The 19,379-nt window shown below is 67.5% G+C and carries 15 protein-coding genes and 1 riboswitch; of the genes, 11 read left to right on the forward strand and 4 right to left on the reverse strand.

The window, feature by feature from the left end; all coding sequences use genetic code 11:
• Positions 1 to 18 precede the first annotated feature (18 nt).
• The 3 genes from LRS03_RS16115 to LRS03_RS16125 all read right to left on the reverse strand — a co-directional run bounded on the left by LRS03_RS16115 (position 19) and on the right by LRS03_RS16125 (position 1,951).
• The gene (locus LRS03_RS16115; RefSeq protein WP_257826664.1) at positions 19 to 1,083 is read right to left on the reverse strand and encodes an HD-GYP domain-containing protein; all 1,065 of its coding nucleotides are present in this window, start codon (positions 1,081 to 1,083) and stop codon (positions 19 to 21) included.
• Positions 1,052 to 1,225: a hypothetical protein gene (locus LRS03_RS16120; protein ID WP_257826666.1), complete on the reverse strand. Its 174-nt coding sequence runs from the start codon at positions 1,223 to 1,225 to the stop codon at positions 1,052 to 1,054. The genes LRS03_RS16115 and LRS03_RS16120 overlap by 32 nt, the downstream gene beginning before the upstream one ends.
• Before the next feature lie 84 nt (positions 1,226 to 1,309).
• A complete protein-coding gene (locus LRS03_RS16125; protein ID WP_257826668.1) occupies positions 1,310 to 1,951 on the reverse strand; it encodes an OmpA family protein in 642 nt (213 codons plus the stop codon).
• Positions 1,952 to 2,102: 151 nt separating this feature from the next.
• Positions 2,103 to 2,190, forward strand: a riboswitch (S-adenosyl-L-homocysteine riboswitch).
• A gap of 81 nt (positions 2,191 to 2,271) precedes the next feature.
• On the opposite strand from LRS03_RS16125, the gene metH reads away from it, so the two are divergent.
• The 4 genes from metH to LRS03_RS16145 all read left to right on the forward strand — a co-directional run bounded on the left by metH (position 2,272) and on the right by LRS03_RS16145 (position 9,069).
• Positions 2,272 to 5,010 carry a methionine synthase gene (gene metH, locus LRS03_RS16130; protein WP_257826670.1) on the forward strand — a complete coding sequence of 913 codons (2,739 nt, stop codon included), beginning with the start codon at positions 2,272 to 2,274 and terminating at the stop codon, positions 5,008 to 5,010.
• A 190-nt stretch (positions 5,011 to 5,200) separates the two neighbouring features.
• Positions 5,201 to 6,946 carry a DUF1800 domain-containing protein gene (locus LRS03_RS16135; RefSeq protein WP_257826672.1) on the forward strand — a complete coding sequence of 582 codons (1,746 nt, stop codon included), beginning with the start codon at positions 5,201 to 5,203 and terminating at the stop codon, positions 6,944 to 6,946.
• A gap of 13 nt (positions 6,947 to 6,959) precedes the next feature.
• Entirely contained in the window at positions 6,960 to 8,468 is a 1,509-nt protein-coding gene (locus LRS03_RS16140) for a DUF1501 domain-containing protein (protein WP_257826674.1), read from the forward strand.
• A gap of 19 nt (positions 8,469 to 8,487) precedes the next feature.
• Entirely contained in the window at positions 8,488 to 9,069 is a 582-nt protein-coding gene (locus LRS03_RS16145; protein WP_257826676.1) for a glycine zipper 2TM domain-containing protein, read from the forward strand.
• Positions 9,070 to 9,072: 3 nt separating this feature from the next.
• Here the strand turns inward: LRS03_RS16145 and LRS03_RS16150 are convergent, their stop codons facing one another.
• Complete coding sequence (locus LRS03_RS16150; protein ID WP_257826677.1) at positions 9,073 to 10,602, reverse strand: YifB family Mg chelatase-like AAA ATPase; 1,530 nt, start codon at positions 10,600 to 10,602, stop codon at positions 9,073 to 9,075.
• 277 nt (positions 10,603 to 10,879) lie between these two features.
• On the opposite strand from LRS03_RS16150, the gene LRS03_RS16155 reads away from it, so the two are divergent.
• The 7 genes from LRS03_RS16155 (at position 10,880) to LRS03_RS16185 (ending at position 19,347) form a co-directional block, all read left to right on the forward strand.
• The gene (locus LRS03_RS16155; RefSeq protein ID WP_257826679.1) at positions 10,880 to 11,644 is read left to right on the forward strand and encodes a TorF family putative porin; all 765 of its coding nucleotides are present in this window, start codon (positions 10,880 to 10,882) and stop codon (positions 11,642 to 11,644) included.
• Between the two features lie 23 nt (positions 11,645 to 11,667).
• Positions 11,668 to 12,006 carry a P-II family nitrogen regulator gene (glnK, locus tag LRS03_RS16160; protein WP_201809505.1) on the forward strand — a complete coding sequence of 113 codons (339 nt, stop codon included), beginning with the start codon at positions 11,668 to 11,670 and terminating at the stop codon, positions 12,004 to 12,006.
• Between the two features lie 29 nt (positions 12,007 to 12,035).
• Positions 12,036 to 13,553: an ammonium transporter gene (locus LRS03_RS16165; protein WP_308296432.1), complete on the forward strand. Its 1,518-nt coding sequence runs from the start codon at positions 12,036 to 12,038 to the stop codon at positions 13,551 to 13,553.
• 145 nt (positions 13,554 to 13,698) lie between these two features.
• Positions 13,699 to 14,994 (forward strand): glutamate--cysteine ligase, encoded by a 1,296-nt coding sequence (gene gshA / locus LRS03_RS16170; RefSeq protein WP_257826683.1) that lies wholly within the window; start codon positions 13,699 to 13,701, stop codon positions 14,992 to 14,994.
• Positions 14,995 to 15,157: 163 nt separating this feature from the next.
• On the forward strand, positions 15,158 to 17,032 hold the full coding sequence (locus LRS03_RS16175) for a potassium transporter Kup (RefSeq protein ID WP_257826684.1): 1,875 nt from the start codon (positions 15,158 to 15,160) through the stop codon (positions 17,030 to 17,032).
• Positions 17,033 to 17,154: 122 nt separating this feature from the next.
• On the forward strand, positions 17,155 to 18,105 hold the full coding sequence (gene gshB / locus LRS03_RS16180; protein ID WP_257826685.1) for a glutathione synthase: 951 nt from the start codon (positions 17,155 to 17,157) through the stop codon (positions 18,103 to 18,105).
• A 102-nt stretch (positions 18,106 to 18,207) separates the two neighbouring features.
• The gene (locus LRS03_RS16185) at positions 18,208 to 19,347 is read left to right on the forward strand and encodes an ABC transporter substrate-binding protein (RefSeq protein ID WP_257826687.1); all 1,140 of its coding nucleotides are present in this window, start codon (positions 18,208 to 18,210) and stop codon (positions 19,345 to 19,347) included.
• Positions 19,348 to 19,379 lie beyond the last annotated feature (32 nt).

A 19,379-nucleotide genomic window follows, 5' to 3' on the forward strand; every position in this document is an offset into this window, starting at 1 on the left:
GCCTTCGCGGGAATGACGTCAGGCGAGCGCCAGCAGCTTTTCCATGTTGAGCCGCACCCTCACCTCGTGTGGGGCGACGCCGCCGACCACGTCGTGCGGGCGCAGGCGGGTGTCGCGCACCGTGGGCTCCACGAGCGGCGTGCCGCTCTTGCTGACGATGCTCGCCACCTTGGGCGCCTTGGCGTGCGCGCCGTGGCGCAGCACCACCGCGAGTTCCCCGCTCGACAGGCGCACGAAGCTGCCCGGCGGGTAGATGCCGGTGGCCTGGATGATGGCGGTGCCGGCTTCGTCGGCCTGCTGGTGTTCATCGAGGTAGGCGGCCTTGATCGCGGCCGAGGCGGCCAGCGCCGGGCGCGCTCGGCGCATGCTCAAGCGGGCCGAGAAGATGTCGGCGCGCTGGAGCAGCCGCGCGAGTTGCAGGCCGGCGCTCTGGCCGGCCAAGGGGCCCGGTGTCGTGGCGTGGTGGTGTTCCACCGCTTCCAGCCACAGGGCATCGGTCACGCCGGCCTGGCGCAGGCAGGCGACGGTGCGGCCGGCGTGGCTGTCGATGAGCGCACGCTGCTGCGGCGCCGGGGGTTCGTCCTGCAGGGCCAACTGGTCCTGCAGCGAGGTCATCGCGATGTTCATCGTCAGCGCCGCGCAGCGCAGCGAGTGCCGCATCTCGGGTGTGAACGAGGGGAGCTGGCGCGCCGCACGTTCGCACAGCACGGCCACCAGCAGGCCGTGCGTGACGCTGTAGTGGTGGGCATCGCTGGAGGTGGCCTGCACCAGCAGCAGCAGGGCGAGGTCGGCATCGGCCTCGGTCAGCGCCAGCACCTCGGCCTGGAATTTGTCGAGCCGCGCGAGGAAGTCGGCCGGCGCCGGCGTCTGCAACAGCGCCCGCCCGCGCATCTGCAGGTTGGCCCAGGCGGTGAGCGGATCGACCGCAACCGCTGCCGGGCCGCTTGCGCCCATCACCACCTCGCCCACTTCAGCACGCGCCATGTGACCGAGCTTGGCGTTCTGGCGCAGCATGGAATCGAGCTTGCCGGCAAGTGCCCGCTTGAGCAGGTCACCTTCGAGCTTCGTCGACGTAAAGCGCACGCGACACCAGCCGCTGGCGCTGCTCCTCGGTGGCCACCATCACGCCCTTGGCCAGCAGCAGGTGGCCGGTGGCGTCGCGCACCGACACCGGCGCCGGATGGCCGGTGCGCAGGATCTCGGGAGGCAGCTGGATGACGGGCATGGGTCGCTCAAACGGGATGCCCGAGCCGGGCACTCTGCTTGGGATTTCGACGCCCGTGCGTCGAACTTGAGCCGCAGCCCGGGCTTACTTCGCAGTGGCCGCGCTGACGCGCGGCTTCTCGCCCACCAGGATCTCGACACGCCGGTTGGTCGCCCGCCCCGTCTCGTCGTCGTTGCTGGCCAGCGGGTCGCGCGAGCCCCGGCCCGCCACGGCGATGCGCACCGGCGACATGCCGCGCGCCACCAGCCAGTCGCGCGTGCTCGCGGCGCGGTCGAGCGAGAGCGCGTCGTTGGCCGCGGCGGCGCCCTTGGCGTCGGTGTGGCCGACGATGCGCAGGTCGGCCGTCGGCAGGCCACGCAGCGAGAGCACGATCTTGTCGAGCACCGCCGTCGCAGTGGGCTTCAGCGCCGAGCGATTGGGCTGGAAGGTCAGGTCGCCCGGCAGCGTGATCCAGATGCGCTCGTCGGTGGTGCGGGCCACCGAGACGCCGGTGCCGCTCATGGCGCTCGTCAGCTGCCGCTCGGCCGCTTCCATCTGCGGCGAGAAACCCTTGCCCTCGCTCGTGCCCTTGCCATAGACCGGACCTGCCGCTGAGCCGGGCACCGCGGCCGCAACCGGCGGCACGGGTTTGGGCGGCGGCGAGCCGCAGCCTGCGGCGAAACCGGCGGCGAGCACCGTCAGCAGCAGGGGAAGCGGGCGAAAGCACGGCGAGCGGGAGAGCGTCATGGTGGGAATCGATTTTGGTGACGAGCGGCGATTGGAACCTCGGTGACCCCACTCGGTTCAGGGAGGCCGCGACCCTTTGTAACGAGGTGAAGGTGCCACAAAGTCGCGTTGTGCGGCTATCGCCCGGGGTGGCCGACGTCTAAAATCCGCCGCTTCCAAGGAGCGTTGCGACGGCGCCCGGCTTTCCCTCGAAAGCCAGCGCCGCCAGGCTTGGAAGCTCGCAACGACGCTCGCCCCTGCATGCCACCGATTCCCCGATCGCGCGCATGCGCCGCGGGTGAGCACCACGGCGCATGCGGTGTTCCATTCGAACCCACGCCATGACCGCTGCCGCTCCACACAACGTCCCGCCCATGAAGCTTTCCGGTCTGGAGCCGGTCACGATCGGCGAGGGCACGCTCTTCGTCAACATCGGCGAGCGCACCAACGTCACCGGCTCCAAGGCCTTCGCGCGCATGATCCTCAATGGCCAGTTCGAGGAAGCACTGGCGGTGGCGCGCCAGCAGGTCGAGAACGGCGCGCAGGTGATCGACGTCAACATGGACGAGGCCATGCTCGACGCGAAGGCGTCGATGGTGCGCTTCCTGAACCTGATCGCCTCCGAACCCGAGATCGCGCGGGTGCCGATCATGGTCGACAGCTCGAAGTGGGAGGTGATCGAAGCCGGCCTCAAGTGCATCCAGGGCAAGGGCATCGTCAACTCGATCTCGATGAAGGAAGGGGTCGACGCCTTCAAGCACCAGGCCAAGCTCGTGCGTCGCTACGGCGCCGCCGCCGTCGTGATGGCCTTCGACGAGAAAGGCCAGGCCGACACCTTCGAGCGCAAGATCGAGATCTGCGAGCGCGCGTACCGCATCCTCGTCGACGAGGTCGGCTTCCCGCCTGAAGACATCATCTTCGACCCCAACATCTTCGCGATTGCCACCGGCATCGAGGAGCACAACAACTACGCGGTCGACTTCATCGAGGCCACCCGCTGGATCAAGCAGAACCTGCCGGGCGCCAAGGTCAGCGGGGGCGTGTCGAACGTGAGCTTCAGCTTCCGCGGCAACGACCCGATGCGCGAGGCGATCCACACCGTGTTCCTGTACCACGCGATCAAGGCCGGCATGGACATGGGCATCGTCAACGCCGGCATGGTGGGCGTGTACGACGACCTGGAGCCGACGCTGCGCGAACGGGTGGAAGACGTGGTGCTGAACCGCCGCCCTGACGCCGGCGAGCGCCTGGTCGAGATCGCCGAAACCGCCAAGGGCGCGGCCAAGGACGACAGCGCCAAGTTCGCCTGGCGCGCGAAGCCGGTGCGTGAGCGCCTGAGCCACGCGCTGGTACATGGCATCAACGACTTCATCACCGAAGACACCGAAGAGGTGTACCAGCTCATCAAGGCCGAGGGCGGTCGCCCGCTGCACGTGATCGAAGGCCCGCTGATGGACGGCATGAACGTCGTCGGCGACCTCTTCGGCCAGGGCAAGATGTTCCTGCCGCAGGTGGTGAAGAGTGCCCGCGTGATGAAGCAGGCGGTGGCCCATCTGCTGCCCTACATCGAGGAAGAAAAGAAGGCGCTGGTCGATGCCGGCGGCGAGGCCAAGCCCAAGGGCAAGATCGTCATCGCGACGGTCAAGGGCGACGTGCACGACATCGGCAAGAACATCGTCACCGTCGTGCTCCAGTGCAACAACTTCGAGGTGGTCAACATGGGGGTGATGGTCCCGTGCCAGGACATCCTCGCCCGCGCCAAGGTCGAAGGCGCCGACATCATCGGCCTCTCCGGCCTCATCACGCCCAGCCTCGAAGAGATGCAGCACGTGGCCGGCGAGATGCAGCGCGACGACTACTTCCGCGTGAAGAAGATCCCTCTGCTGATCGGCGGCGCCACCACCAGCCGCGTGCACACCGCGGTGAAGATCTCGCCGCACTACGAAGGCCCGGTGGTCTACGTGCCCGATGCGAGCCGCAGCGTGAGCGTGTGCAGCGACCTGCTGTCGGATGAAAAGGCCGCGGCCTACATCGCCGACCTCAACGCCGACTACGAGCGGGTGCGCCACCAGCACGCCAACAAGAAGGCCACGCCGCTGGTCTCGCTGCAGAAGGCGCGCGCCAACAAGACGCCGATCGACTGGGCCGCGTACAACCCGCCGGCGCCGAAGTTCACCGGCCGCCGCCTCTTCAAGAACTACGACTTGGCCGAACTCGCCAAGTGCATCGACTGGGCGCCCTTCTTCCAGACCTGGGACCTGGCCGGCCCCTATCCCGCCATCCTCACGGACGAGATCGTGGGCGAGTCGGCACGCCGTGTGTATGGCGACGGCCAGAGCATGCTCAACCGCATCACCAAGGGCCGCTGGCTCACCGCCAATGGCGTGATCGGCCTCTACCCGGCCAACAGCGTCAACGACGACGACATCGAGATCTACACCGACGAGAGCCGCAGCGAAGTGCTGATGACCTGGCATGGCCTGCGCATGCAGACGGAGCGCCCGGTGATCGACGGTGTGGCTCGGCCCAACCGCTGCCTCGCCGACTTCATCGCGCCCAAGGGCTCGGGCAAGGCCGATCACATCGGCCTCTTCGCCGTGACTGCCGGCATCGGCTGCGAGAAGAAAGAGAAGCAATTCCTCGACGACCACGACGACTACAGCGCGATCATGCTGAAGGCCCTGGCCGACCGGCTGGCCGAAGCCTTTGCCGAACGCATGCACCAGCGCGTGCGCCAGGAACTCTGGGGCTTTGCCGCCGACGAGTCGCTCTCCAACGAAGAGCTGATCGCCGAGAAGTACCGCGGCATCCGCCCCGCACCGGGCTACCCGGCCTGCCCCGACCACACGGTCAAGCGCGAGATGTTCCGCGTGCTGCAGTGCGAAGACATCGGCATGGGCTTGACCGAAAGCCTGGCGATGACGCCTGCGGCCAGCGTGAGCGGCTTCTACATGGCCCACCCGGAGGCGACCTACTTCAACGTCGGCAAGATCGGCGACGACCAGCTCAAGGACTGGGCGGCGCGCAACCAGATGGATGAGAAGCAGGCCGAACGCTCGCTCGCACCTTTGCTGTCGTGACGCAGCACGGCCGGGCTTGCATCCGCTTACAGACGATGCAACCTCGCGCAAGTCGTGCATGAATCGACACCATTTGCCCTGTTGCGAGAGGTAAGTGGCACGCAGATTGCCAACAATTCACGCTTTTCGAGACTGAGTGCCCCAAACAATCCGCGGCAAGCGTCAGACATGACGACACGCGGAGGGGATCGTGGACAGCACTCATCTTGAGAAGAAGCACCCGAGCGCAGGTGCCTGGCTGAAACAGCGCATGCGCACCAGCCTGGTGGTGGTGATGGCGGCACTCGTCGTCGCCTGCGGCGCCGGCAAGGAAAACGACGAGCAGCAGACGCCTGCCAACAACGGCCCGGCGCCCACTCGCAACGAGGCAGCGCGATTCCTCGCGCAAGCCAGCTACGGCCCGACCGAAGCGTCGATCAACGCACTCACGCGCACCAGCTTCGCCGCGTGGATCGAAGCGCAGTTCAACCTGCCGCGCCTGCCGCACCGCACGCACTACGACCGGCGCGATGCCGGCCTCGAAGCCGCGATGCAGGACCCGAGCGCAGCGCAGTTCCGCGAGAGCTACTGGGCCCAGGCGCTCTCGCGCGACGATCAGCTGCGCCAGCGCGCCGCCTTCGCGCTGTCGCAGATCTTCGTGATCTCGTTCGCCGACAGCACGCTGGCCAACAACCCGCGCGGCGTGACCTCGTACTACGACATGCTGGCCGAGCACGCCTTCGGCAACTACCGGGACCTGCTGGAGCGCGTGAGCCTGCACCCGATGATGGGCATCTACCTGACCCACATGCGCAACCAGAAGGAGAACCCCGCCACCGGCCGGGTGCCCGACGAAAACTATGCGCGCGAAATCATGCAGCTGTTCTCGATCGGCCTGTACGAGCTGAACAACGACGGCACGCTGCGCGGCGGCACCGAGACCGAGACCTACACCCACGCCGACATCCAGGGCCTGGCCAAGGTCTTCACTGGCTTCAGCTGGTACGCCGGCCCCAACCTCGCCGACCGCACCAACCGCCGCTTCGGCGGCGCCGACGCCCACCCCGACCGCGACTGGCAACCGATGCAGGCCTACAACGCCTTCCACTCCACCAGCGAGAAGCGTTTCCTCGGGCAGACAATCGCAGCCAACGCCACCGCTGATGCGGACGGCGACCTGCGCATCGCGCTTGACACGATCTTCAACCACCCGAACGTCGGCCCCTTCATCGGCAAGCTGCTGATCCAGCGCATGGTCACCAGCAACCCGAGCCCGGCCTACGTGGGCCGCGTGGCCTCGGCCTTCAACAACAACGGCCGCGGCGTGCGCGGCGACATGAAGGCGGTGTGGCGCGCCATCCTGCTCGACCCCGAGGCGCGCAACCCCGACCTGTCGAGCCCGAGCTACGGCAAGGTGCGCGAGCCGCTGCTGCGCTTGTCGCACTTCCTGCGTGCGTTCAAGGCCCGCTCAACCACCGGCAACTGGACCGGCATCGACAACACCGACGACCCTGCCAGCCGCCTCAGCCAGACGGCGATGCGCTCGCCCTCGGTCTTCAACTTCTACCGCCCCGGCTTCACGCCGCCCAACAGCGCCGCGGCCACCGCGGGCCTGGTCGCGCCAGAGCTGCAGCTGGCCAACGAGGTGTCGGTCGCCGGCTACCTCAACTACCTGCGCGGCACCTGGCTCACGGTCAACGCCGGCCGCGACATCCAGCTCGACTTCAGCGCAGAGACCGCGATCGCCGACAACGCCACCGCGCTCGTCGACCGGCTGAACTGGCTCCTGATGTCGGGCCAAATGAGCACGGCCCACCGCGACCAGGTGATCGCCGCCGTCACCAGCCGCAGCATCCCGGCGACCAACCAGACCAACATCGATACCGCACGCCGCGAGCGTGTGTTCATCGCCATCCTCCTGACGATGGCCTCGCCGGACTACCTGGTGCAGAAATAAGAGGGAGACCGACATGCGACACGACCACGCCTCCCGCCGCGAGTTCCTCCGCCGCGCCGCCATCCTCTCGGGCACGGTGGGCCCCGCCGGGCTGCCCTTCGCGCTCAACCTCGCGACGATGAACGCCGCGGTGGCACAGACCGCGCCCGGCTACAAGGCCATCGTCTGCCTCTTCCTCTATGGGGGGAACGACTCGGCCAACATGGTGCTGCCCACCGACACCGCGTCGTGGAGCGCCTACCAGACCGTGCGCGCCACCGGCACCGACCCGATCGCGCTGCGCCCGGTGGGCACCGCCCCCGACCCCACGGCCGCACGCGCCTCGCCGGCGGCGCTCGGCGGCGTGCTGCCGCTCAGCCCGAACTTCACCGCCTCGCCGGTCAACAACACCCGCAGCTTTGCGCTGCACCCGTCGATGACGGAGATGCAGACGCTGTTCAACGCCCCCACCGGCAGCCGCCTGGCCGTCATCGCCAACGCAGGCCCGCTGATCTTCCCGATGACCAAGGCCGAGTACCAGGCCAATTCAGCCTCGCGCCCGCGGCCCGCCAAGCTCTTCTCGCACAACGACCAGCAGTCGACCTGGCAGGCCCTCGGCCCCGAAGGCGCACGGGTGGGCTGGGGCGGCCGCTTCGGCGACCTCATGGCCGGCAGCAACACCAACACCGTGTTCACCAGCATCTCGGTCAACAGCAATGCGGTGTTCATGGCCGGGCAGAACATCTTCCAGTACCAGATCGGCACCGGCGGCGCCACGGCAGTGGGCGGCATCACCGGCAGCCTCTTCGGCTCGGCAGCCGCCGCCACCGCCTACCGCAACCTCATCACGGCCAACGGCGACCCCAACTCCGTGTCGCACCTGCTCGGCCGTGAGCAGACCAACATCACCAAGCGCTCGATCGATGCACAGGCGCAGTTCCAGCAGGAGTTCACCAACGCCAACGCCCTGGTGGCCGCGCCGTCGCAGTACGTCCCGCCCTCCACCGGCGTCGCCGCCAACAACAACCTCGCGCAGCAGCTGCAGGCCGTCGCGCGCATCATCGCGGCACGCGGCAACCTCGGCGTGCAGCGGCAGGTGTTCTTCGTCAGCATGGGCGGCTTCGACACCCACGACAACCAGAACCGCGGCCAGGCCGACCTGATGGCGCGCCTGTCGCACGCCATCGGCTACTTCGACACCGTGCTCGGCACGCTGGGCCTGCGCGAAAGCGTGACGCTTTTCACCGGCTCCGACTTCGGCCGCACCTTCACCACCAACGGCGACGGCACCGACCACGGCTGGGGTGCGCACCACTTCGTCTACGGCGGCGCGGTCAACGGCAAAGAGATCTACGGCCGCTTCCCGCAGGTGGGCTTGAACCACAACGACGAGGTGGGCTCCGGCAGCTTCCTGCCCGGTGTCTCGGTCGACCAGATCGGCGCCACGATCGGCAGGTGGTTCGGCGTGTCCGAGAGCAACCTCGACGCGGTGTTCCCCAACCTGCGGAACTTCCAGCGTGACCTCGGGTTCATGAGAGCCTGATCTTTTCTTCACACCTCCTATGAACAGCAGCACCTCCTTGTCCGAACCGCTCGCCCCCGGCGCCGTTGCACGCCCGAGCGCCAATCCCATCGTCTGGTGGGTTGCCGGCGGCCTGAGCCTGCTCGGCGTCGGCGCCCTGGCCGCCGCGCTGATGAAGAGCCCGAACGACACCCCCGCGCCGGCCCAGCCGGTGCCGGTGTCCGCGACGAAGGCCGCACCCGCGAAAACAACCGCCGCGCCCAAGCAGACCAACACCGTGACCTGCGCGCACTGCGGCACCGTCGAAAGCGTGAAGGCCGAAAAGCAGAAGGGCGAAGCCACGGGTCTCGGTGCCGTCGGCGGCGCGGTCGTCGGCGGCGTCGTGGGCCACCAGATCGGCAACGGCAACGGCAAGAAGGCCATGACCGTGCTGGGCGCCGTCGGCGGCGGCCTCGCCGGCCACGAGATCGAGAAACACGCCCGCAGCACCACCGTCTACCAGGTGCAGCTGCGCATGGACGACGGCAGCACCCGCACCGTCACACAGACCACGGCGCCCGCCGTGGGCGCACGGGTCGAAGTGCAGGGCAACGAGTTGAAGCCGCGTCCGGCCAAGGGCTGAAGTTCAGGCCGGCGCCATGAGCAGGCGCCGGTACTGGATCGCTTCGGCCAGGTGCGGCACCCGGATCACCGGGCTGGCCGCGAGGTCGGCGACCGTGCGCGCGACCCGCAGCACGCGGTGGTAGCTGCGCGCCGACCAGCCCAAGCGCGCCGAGGCGCCCTGCAGCAGCCGCGTCTCCGCGTCCCCGAGCGCGCAATGCGCATCGATCGCCGACCCACTCAGGCGGGCGTTGGTGCAGCCCTGGCGTGACAGCGCCGTCTCCCGCGCCGCCTGCACACGCTCGGCCACCTGCGCACTCGGTTCCCCATCGGGCGCCGACGCCAGCGTGTCGGGCGCAACGGCCGGCACTTCGATCTGCAGGTCGATGCGGTCGAGCAAAGGCCCGCTCAGCCGGCCCTGGTAGCGCAACACCCCATCGGGCGTGCACCGGCAGGTCCGAAGCGGGCTGCCGAGGTGTCCGCACGGACAGGGATTCATCGCCGCGATCAACTGGAAGGACGCAGGGTACTCGGCCTGCCGCGCGGCGCGCGAGATGGTGACGCGGCCGGTCTCCATCGGCTCGCGCAAGGCTTCCAGCGCCGCTCTCGGAAACTCGGGCAGCTCATCGAGAAACAGCACCCCGTGGTGGGCCAGCGAGATCTCGCCCGGGCGCGGCGGCGAGCCACCGCCGACCAGTGCCACGGCCGACGCACCGTGGTGCGGCGCGCGGATGTTGCGCACCCGCCACCGATCGGGCGAGAAGCCGTGGTACAGGCTCAGCACCGCCGCCGACTCCAGCGCTTCATCTTGCGTGAGCGGCGGCAGCAGGCCGGCAAACCGCTGGGCCAGCATCGACTTGCCAGTGCCGGGTGGCCCCATCATCAAGAGGCTGTGGGCCCCGGCCGCCGCCACTTCGAGGGCGCGCTTGGCGCCGGCCTGGCCCTTCACCTCGCGCAGGTCGGGCAGCGCCTCGGCGACCGCCGACAGCCTGGCTTGCGCCCGCACCAGCTCACCTCGCTGCGCCGCATCGCCGGGCAACAGCGCCTGCACGACCTCGAGCAGATGGCCCGCGCCGTAGATCGGCAGCCCCTCGACCAGCGCAGCCTCCTGCGCGCTGCCCTGCGGCAGCACCAGCGCACGCGGCACCGACCCCTCGCGGCGTTTGAGCGCCAGGCCCATCGCCAAGGCGCCACGCACCGGGCGCAATTCACCGGAGAGCGACAGCTCGCCGGCAAACTCGTAGCGCCCGAGCAAGGCGGTGTCGATCTGTCCACTGGCCGCCAGGATGCCGAGCGCGATGGGCAAGTCGAAGCGGCCGGTTTCCTTGGGCAGGTCGGCCGGCGCCAGATTCACGGTGATGCGCTTGTTGAAAGGGAACTCGAGGCCGCTGTTCTGGAGCGCAGCACGCACCCGCTCCCGCGCTTCTTTCACCTCCGTGTCGGCCAGGCCGACCAGCGTGAAGCTCGGCAGCCCGTTGGCGAGATGGACCTCGACCGTGACCTCGGGCGCCGCCAGGCCGTCGAGCGCGCGGCTGTGGATCACCGCCAGTGACATGTGTTTTCTCCCCTGTGGCACCCGGCGGCTGCAGGCCGCCTTGTTTTGATGCGGAGCCCATTGTCCGCAGCCACCCCACGCCGACCATCCCGCAAAGGTCGGATCTGCACCGCCAACGTGCCAAACAGGCCAAACAGACCCCTTCTGGCACCAAGTTGGAGAGAAAGCAGGCGGGCACATCCTGTTTTGGGGCGAAGCGCCCCAAAACGACCATGGCACAAAAGCTGCAAACCGTGGTCCCGGACCCTTCCTCACACTGATCGCGGAGAAAACACACATGCTCAAAAAGTCGTTGCTGCTCATGGCCGTCGTTGGATCGGCATTGCCTGCCGTCAGCGTTGCCCAGGAGGCCAGCCCGCTGTCCTTCAACCTCGGCGCGGTGACCGACTACCGCTACCGTGGCATCTCGCAGACGCGGTTCGAGCCGGCCCTGCAGTTCGGCGCCGACCTGGCGCTGCCGGCCGGCTTCTACATCGGCACCTGGGGCTCGACGATCAAGTGGATTCGCGACTCGGGCGGCGACTCCACCGTCGAGGTCGACGTCTACGCCGGCTGGAAGAAGGAAGTGGTGTCTGGCCTCACGCTCGACGTGGGCGTGCTGCAGTACATCTACCCGGACGCCGAGACTCCCGCCTGGAGCGCCGTCTACGACGACCCGAACACCACCGAGGTCTATGGCGCCGTGACCTTCGGCCCGGCCACGCTCAAGTACTCGCACTCGACGAGCAACCTCTTCGGCAACCGCGACAGCAAGGGCAGCGGCTACCTCGACCTCAGCGCCACCTTCAGTCTGCCCGAGGGCTTCAGCCTGACGCCGCACGTGGGCTACCAGAAGGTCAAGGGCTGGACCAACATCCTGTCCTACACCGACTACTCGCTCACGCTGAGCAAGGACATCTCCGGCACCGTGGTGAGCCTCACCTTCGTGGGCACCGACACCAAAACCGTCTCCGGCAACCCGAACGGCCACGCCTACTACAGCCCCAACGGTGACAACCTGGGCAAGGAAAGCGTCTTCTTCGGCATCAAGCGAACCTTCTAACCCCACAACCACTGGAGAGAACCATGAAGATGGTGACTGCCATCGTCAAGCCCTTCAAGCTTGACGAAGTGCGTGAAGCCTTGAGCGCCATCGGCGTGCAGGGCATCACGGTGACCGAAGTCAAGGGCTTCGGCCGTCAGAAAGGCCACACCGAGCTGTACCGCGGCGCGGAGTACGTGGTGGACTTTCTGCCCAAGGTGAAGATCGAAGCGGCCGTGGATGACGCCCTCATCGACCGCGTGATCGAAGCCATCGAAAACGCCGCCCGCACCGGCAAGATCGGCGACGGGAAGATCTTCGTCTCGCCGCTGGAGCAGGTCGTGCGCATCCGCACCGGCGAGACCGGCAAGGACGCGCTCTGACGCACAAGACGAACGAGAGACAACCCACCATGAAGAAACTCATTGCAACCCTCGCCCTGGGCCTCGCGGTCCTGGGCTTCAGCGGGGCCGTGCTTGCGCAGGCGGCCTCGGCCCCTGAGGCTGCTGCCTCCGTGGCCGCTGTCGCTTCGGCGCCTGCTGCTGCCGCTTCCGCCGCGGCCGACGCCGCCTCTGCACCCGCCGCGGCAGCCCCGGTCATCAACAAGGGCGACACCGCCTGGATGCTCGTCGCCACGCTGCTGGTGATCCTCATGACCATCCCTGGTCTGGCGCTGTTCTATGGCGGCCTCGTGCGCAGCAAGAACATGCTGTCGGTGCTGATGCAGGTGATGGTCACCTTCTCGCTGATCGTGGTGCTGTGGTTCATCTACGGCTACAGCCTCGCGTTCACCGAGGGCAACGCCTTCGTGGGCGGGCTCGACCGGCTGTTCATGAAGGGCACCTGGGACAACGTGGCCGGCACCTTCGCGCCTGCCGCAACGTTCAGCAAGGGCGTGTACATCCCCGAGATCGTGTTCGCCGCCTTCCAGGCCACCTTCGCTGGCATCACCTGCTGCCTGATCGTGGGCGCCTTCGCGGAGCGCATCAAGTTCTCGGCCGTGCTGCTCTTCATGGTGCTGTGGTTCACCTTCAGCTACGCGCCGATCGCCCACATGGTCTGGTACTGGATGGGCCCTGACGCCTACGCCAGCAAGGAAGTGGCCGAAGCCATGACCGGCAAGGCCGGCCAGATCTGGCAGTGGGGCGCGCTCGACTTCGCGGGCGGCACTGTGGTGCACATCAACGCGGCCGTCGCCGGCCTGGTGGGTGCCTACATGATCGGCAAGCGCGTCGGCTACGGCAAGGAAGCCTTCACGCCACATTCGCTGACGCTGACGATGGTCGGTGCTTCGCTGCTGTGGGTGGGCTGGTTCGGCTTCAACGCCGGCTCGGCCCTCGAAGCCAACGGCTTTGCCGCGCTCGCCTTCATCAACACCTTCGGCGCCACCGCGGCTGCGGTGCTGGCCTGGTGCATCGGTGAAGCGCTGCTCAAGGGCAAGGCCTCGATGCTGGGCGCTGCGTCCGGCGCCGTCGCCGGCCTGGTGGCCATCACGCCGGCTGCCGGCAACGTGGGCATCATGGGTGCGCTCGTGATCGGTTTCGTCGCCGGCTTCGCCTGCCTGTGGGGTGTGAACGGCCTGAAGAAGATGCTGGGCGCAGACGACTCGCTCGACGTCTTCGGCGTGCACGGCGTCGGCGGCATCGTCGGTGCCCTGCTGACCGGCGTGTTCAATTCGCCGGCCCTCGGCGGCCCGGGCTACGTGGCCGACTGGGTCACCGCCACGATGGTGACCCCGGCCGACTACTCCATCGCCTCGCAGGTCTGGGTGCAGCTGAAGGCTGTGCTGCTGACCATCGTGTGGTCGGGTGTGGTCTCGGTGGTGGCCTACAAGATCGTCGACCTGGTGATCGGTCTGCGCGTGCCGGAAGAAGAGGAACGCGAAGGCCTGGACATCACGTCGCACGGCGAAACCGCTTACCACCAGTAAGCCGACGGCAGAGCAAACGCTCACCGTCAAACGAAAAAGGCCACCGCAAGGTGGCCTTTTTCATGGCAGCTTGTACTGCTCGGGCGTGGCCCCATCTGCCTAGAATTCCAGCCACCCCTTCCCCCATTCCTTCGGGCCCCGATCCATGGTTCCGCACCTCATCACCGCACTCACTGGCCCGATCAACGAACTGGAGCAGCGCATCCTCGAATCGCTGCCCGCCATCGAGCGCTGGTTCCGGCTCGAATGGATGGAGCACACGCCGCCGTTCTACACCTCGGTCGACGTGCGCAATGCGGGCTTCAAGCTTGCGCCGGTCGACACCAACCTCTTCCCCGGCGGCTTCAACAACCTCACGCAGGAGATGCTGCCGCTGGCCGTGCAGGCCGCGATGGCGGCCATCGAGAAAATCTGCCCCGAGGCGAAGAACCTGCTGCTGATCCCCGAGCGGCATACGCGCAACACCTTCTACCTGTCGAACGTGGCGCGGCTGAAGCAGATCTTCCACCAGGCCGGCCTCAACGTGCGCCTGGGCACGCTCGACGAGACCGTGAAGACGCCCACCCAGCTCGACCTGCCCGACGGCAGCTCGCTGATGCTCGAGCCCTTGATCCGCACCCGCGGCCGGCTGGGCCTGAAGGACTTCGACCCCTGCACCATCCTGCTCAACAACGACCTGTCGGCCGGCATCCCCAAGGTGCTGGAGGGCCTGCACGAGCAGTACCTGCTGCCGCCGCTGCACGCCGGCTGGGCGGTGCGCCGCAAGACCAACCACTTCCAGGCCTATGAAGAGGTGGCGAAGAAGTTCGCCAAGCTCCTGGGCATGGACCCCTGGCTCATCAACCCGATGTTCGCCAAGTGCGGCGAGGTCAACTTCAGCGACGGCACCGGCCAGGATTGCCTGATGACCAACGCCGAAGCCCTGCTCGCGAAGGTGCGCCGCAAGTACAAGGAATACGGCATCCAGGAGAAGCCTTTCATCATCGTGAAGGCCGATGCCGGCACCTACGGCATGGGCATCATGACGGTGCGCGACCCGAAGGACCTGATCGACCTCAACCGCAAGACGCGCAACAAGATGAGCGTCATCAAGGACGGCCAGGAGGTGAGCGAGGTCATCCTGCAGGAAGGCGTGCCCACCTACGAGCGCGTGCACGACGCCGTGGCCGAGCCGGTGGTCTACATGATCGACCGCTACGTGGTCGGCGGTTTCTACCGGGTGAACGCCGAACGTGGCATCGACGAGAACCTCAACTCCCCGGGCGCGAGCTTCGTGCCGCTGGCGTTCGCGGAATCGAACCAGCTGCCCAAGCCGGGCGTGAAGCCGGGCGCGAGCGCGCCCAACCGCTTCTACATGTATGGGGTGATTGCGCGTCTGGCGATGCTGGCCGCCTCGTACGAGCTGGAGGCGACGGACCCCGACGCCGAGGTCTACGAGTAGGTTGGACCCAGGCGGCGCCGTCCGGCTTCGGGCGACCCCGCCTCACAAGTTGTTGCATTGCAACATCGTTCACGTTCACCCCGTCGAGCCGCCGCAGGCTGCGGAGCACAATAAGCGCCCTTTGTGACTCCGCCGGGCCCCGCCCTTGCTCGCCCGGTCGACCGTGAACCCACAGCGCCCCTCCTCCAGCCTGGCCGCGCTCACGCTGGCCGCCCTCGGCGTCGTCTATGGCGACATCGGCACCAGTCCGCTCTATGCCTTCAAGGAAGTCTTCGCCCACGGCCACGTGCCGCTGACCGCAGAAAACATCTTCGGCGTGCTGTCGCTGATGTTCTGGTCGCTGACGGTCATCGTCTCGTTCAAGTACGTCGGGCTCATCCTGCGCGCCGACAACAACGGCGAAGGCGGCCTGATCGCGATGCTCGCGCTGGCCTCGCAGGCGGTGAAGGAGCGCCGCCGGCTGCACCGGGTGCTGATGGTGATCGGCATCTTCGGCACCGCCATCTTCTTCGGCGACGGCGTCATCACGCCGGCCATCTCGGTGCTGTCGGCGGTCGAGGGCCTGGAAGTCGCCGCCCCGGGCCTGAACCGCTACGTGGTGCCGGTGACGCTGGTGGTGCTGACCCTGCTCTTTCTGATGCAACGCCACGGCACCGCAAGCGTGGGCAAGCTCTTCGGCCCGATCACGCTGCTGTGGTTCATCGTCCTCGCGCTGCTCGGCATCGCGCACGTGGTCAAGAATCCGGCCGTGCTGGCTGCGCTCAGCCCACACTACGCCCTGCGCTTCTTCGTCGACCACCCGGGCATTGCCTTCATCGCGCTCGGCTCGGTGGTGCTGTGCGTGACCGGCGCCGAGGCTCTCTACGCCGACATGGGCCACTTCGGCAAGAAGCCGATCCGCCTGGCCTGGTTCGGCTTTGTCATGCCGGCGCTGGTGCTCAACTACTTCGGCCAGGGCGCGATGCTGCTCGCCCAGCCCGAGAACGTGAAGAACCCGTTCTACGAGATGGCCCCGCAATGGGCGCTCTACCCGCTGATCGCGCTGGCCACGGCCGCCACGGTGATCGCCTCGCAGGCGCTCATCACCGCGGCGTTCTCGGTCACCAAGCAGGCGATCCAGCTCGGCTACCTGCCCCGACTGCGCATCACCCACACCTCGGTGAAGGAAACCGGCCAGGTCTACGTGCCCTTCATCAACTGGAGCCTCTACGCGGCCATCGTGCTCGCGGTGGTGCTCTTCGGCAGCAGCAGCAAGCTGGCCGCCGCCTACGGCATCGCGGTGACGATCGACATGCTGATCACCACGATCATGACCTTCTTCGTCATCCGCTACGGCTGGAAGTACCCCTGGGCGCTGTGCGTGGCCGCCACCGGCTTCTTCTTTGTCGTCGACCTGATGTTCTTCTCGGCCAACGTCATCAAGATCTTCGACGGCGGCTGGTTCCCGGTGTTGATCGGCGGGTTGATGTTCACGCTGATGATGACCTGGAAGCAGGGCCGCGCGCTGATGCGCGACCGCCTGCGCGACGACGCGATCGACCTGAAGAGCTTCCTCGAAGCGGTGTTCGTGAGCCCGCCCACCCGCGTGGCGGGCACGGCGGTGTTCCTTGTGCCCGAAGCCGGCGTCACGCCCAATGCGCTCTTGCACAACCTCAAGCACAACAAGGTGCTGCACGAGACCAACCTCTTCGTGACGGTCAAGCAGCACGAGGTCCCGTGGATCGGCTTCGACAAGCGCTGCGAGATCGAATCGCTCGGCCGCGACTGCTGGCAGGTCACGCTCAACTTCGGCTTCAAGAACGACCCCGACGTGCCGGAAGCGCTGGCCCTCTTGCGCCACCGCGGCGTGCAGCTCGACGACATGGAGACGTCCTACTTCCTGTCGCGCGACATCGTCATCCCGACCTTCGGCCAGGGCATGACGATGTGGCGAGAGAAGCTCTTTGCGAGCATGCACCACAACGCGAGCGGCGCATCGGAGTACCTGAGCCTGCCCACCAACCGGGTGGTGGAGCTGGGTTCGAAGGTCGAGATCTAGAGAAGCGCCCCCCAGTCGCTACGCTCCTGCCCCAAGGCCGCGTCCGGCCTGGGGCGGCCCAGCGCCGGACATGCCCTCTTGATTTGTGCAACAGTGGCGGCCTCTTTCCCCGAGGCCCGCCCATGAAGCTGCTCTTTGTCGCCGACCCGCTGGAAGGCTTCAAGACCTACAAAGATTCGACCTTCGCGATGATGCGCGAGGCCCACGTGCGTGGACACGAACTCTTCGCCTGCGAGGCCCGGCACCTGCGCTGGCAGCGCGGCGGCAAGGTCACCGCGCTTTCGCGCCGCTTCACCGTCACCGCCGACCCGCACGACTGGTTCGTCCCCGAAGCACGCGCCGACGCCGTGCTGGCCGAGATGGACGCCGTGCTGATGCGAAGCGACCCGCCCTTCGACAGCGAATACTTCTACGCGACTCACCTGCTGGAGCAGGCCGAGCGCGAAGGCGCCAAGGTCTTCAACCGGCCCGCCGCACTGCGCAACCACCCCGAGAAGCTCGCAATCCTCGAGTTCCCGCAGTTCATCACGCCCACGCTCGTCACGCGTGACGGCGCGCAGGTCCGCGCCTTCCACGCCGAGCACCGCGACATCATCCTGAAGCCGCTCGACGGCATGGGCGGCATGGGCATCTTCCGCGTCGGCCCGGACGGTCTCAACCTCGGCAGCATCATCGAGACGCTCAACAAGCACGGCGCGCAGACGCTGATGGTGCAGCGCTACCTGCCCGAGATTACGCAGGGCGACAAGCGCATCCTGCTGATCGACGGCGAGCCCGTACCGCATGCGCTCGCGCGCATCCCGCAGGGCAGCGAGATCCGCGGCAACATGGCCGTCGGCGGCAAGGGCGTGGCGCAGGACCTGTCGGCGCGCGACCGCGAGATCGCGTCGCAGATCGGCCCCATCCTCGCCGCGCGTGGCCTGCTGCTGGTGGGTCTCGACGTCATCGGCGACTGCGTCACCGAGATCAACGTGACCAGCCCGACCGGCTTCCAGGAAATCACCCAGCAGACCGGTTTCGACGTCGCTCGCACGTTCATCAATGCGCTGGAGCGTCACGCGTTAGCGAAATAGCACGCCAGGCCTCGGGCTAGTCCCGAGCCGCGGGCCACGCCCCCACTCCCATACTGCGCCGGCATCGGCATCACAGAAGGGCCACAGGCCCAGGGAGAGAACATGAGCCATCCGATCACACGCCGTGCCTGCGTGCAGGGCCTTGCCGCCACCTCCGCGAGCCTCGCGCTTCCCGCCCTCCAGGCGGCCCCACCGAACGAGATCCTGATCGGTCAGAGCGTGCACCTGACCGGTCCGGCCGCATCGCAGCTGGTGCGGGTGCTCAAGGGCCAGGAGCTGGCCCTCGAAGAGTTCAACGAGCGCAGGGGCGCGGTGGCCGGCCGCAAGGTGCGGCTCGTCACCCTCGACGACGCCTACGACCCCAAGCGCTGCGTCGACAACGTGCACACGCTGATCGACAAGGAAAAGGTGGTCGCGCTCTACGGGCTGGGCAGCACGGCCAACGTCGCCGCGGTGCTGCCGGTGCTGGCCGAGAAGAAGGTGCCGCTCATCGGCGTCTACACCGGCGCCCCCTCGTTGCGCACGCCGCAGCACCCGTACTTCTTCACCACGATGGCCAGCTACCGCGACGAGGTCGGCAAGATGGTGCAGAACCTCGTGTCGGGCCAGCGCAAGCGCATCGCGGTGGCGGTGCTCAACAACGCCTTCGGCAAGGAGATGGCGCCGATGGTCGAAGAAGTGGCCAAGGAACACGGCGCGACCGTCGTCGCCACGCAGGCCATCGACCTCACCGGCTCGAACGCCGTCAACGCCTGCAAGCTGCTCGGCGACGCCAAGCCCGACGGGCTCATCATCATGGCCTTCGGGCCGATGTTCGTGCCGACGGTGAAAGCGGCACGCGCCTACCTCGGCGTGCCGATCTACGGCCCGACCATCGCCAACAGCCGCAACTCCATCGAAGCACTCGGCGACGAGGCACGCGGCCTCGCCTTCACCCGGCTGCTGCCCAACGCGCTGCGGCCCACGCTCGGCGTCATCCGCGACTACGGCGCGGCGATGGAGCGCGCCAAGATCCCCATCGACTACGACCACTTCTTCGGTTACGTCAACCTGCGCGTGCTGCTCGAAGGCCTGCGCCGGGCCGGCAAGTCGGTCACGCCGCAAAGCCTGGTGGCCACGATGGAACGTGCCGGCACGCTCGACATCGGCGGCTACAAGCTCAACTACGGGCCGAACAACCACCATGGCTCCAAGCTGGTAGAGCTGACCATCATCGGGCCGGGCGGGCGCTACATCTCCTGATTCCTCGCCAAGACGGGCGGGCCACGAGAGAG

It is taken from the genome of Rhizobacter sp. J219, assembly GCF_024700055.1.
Taxonomy (GTDB): Bacteria; Pseudomonadota; Gammaproteobacteria; order Burkholderiales; family Burkholderiaceae_C; genus Rhizobacter.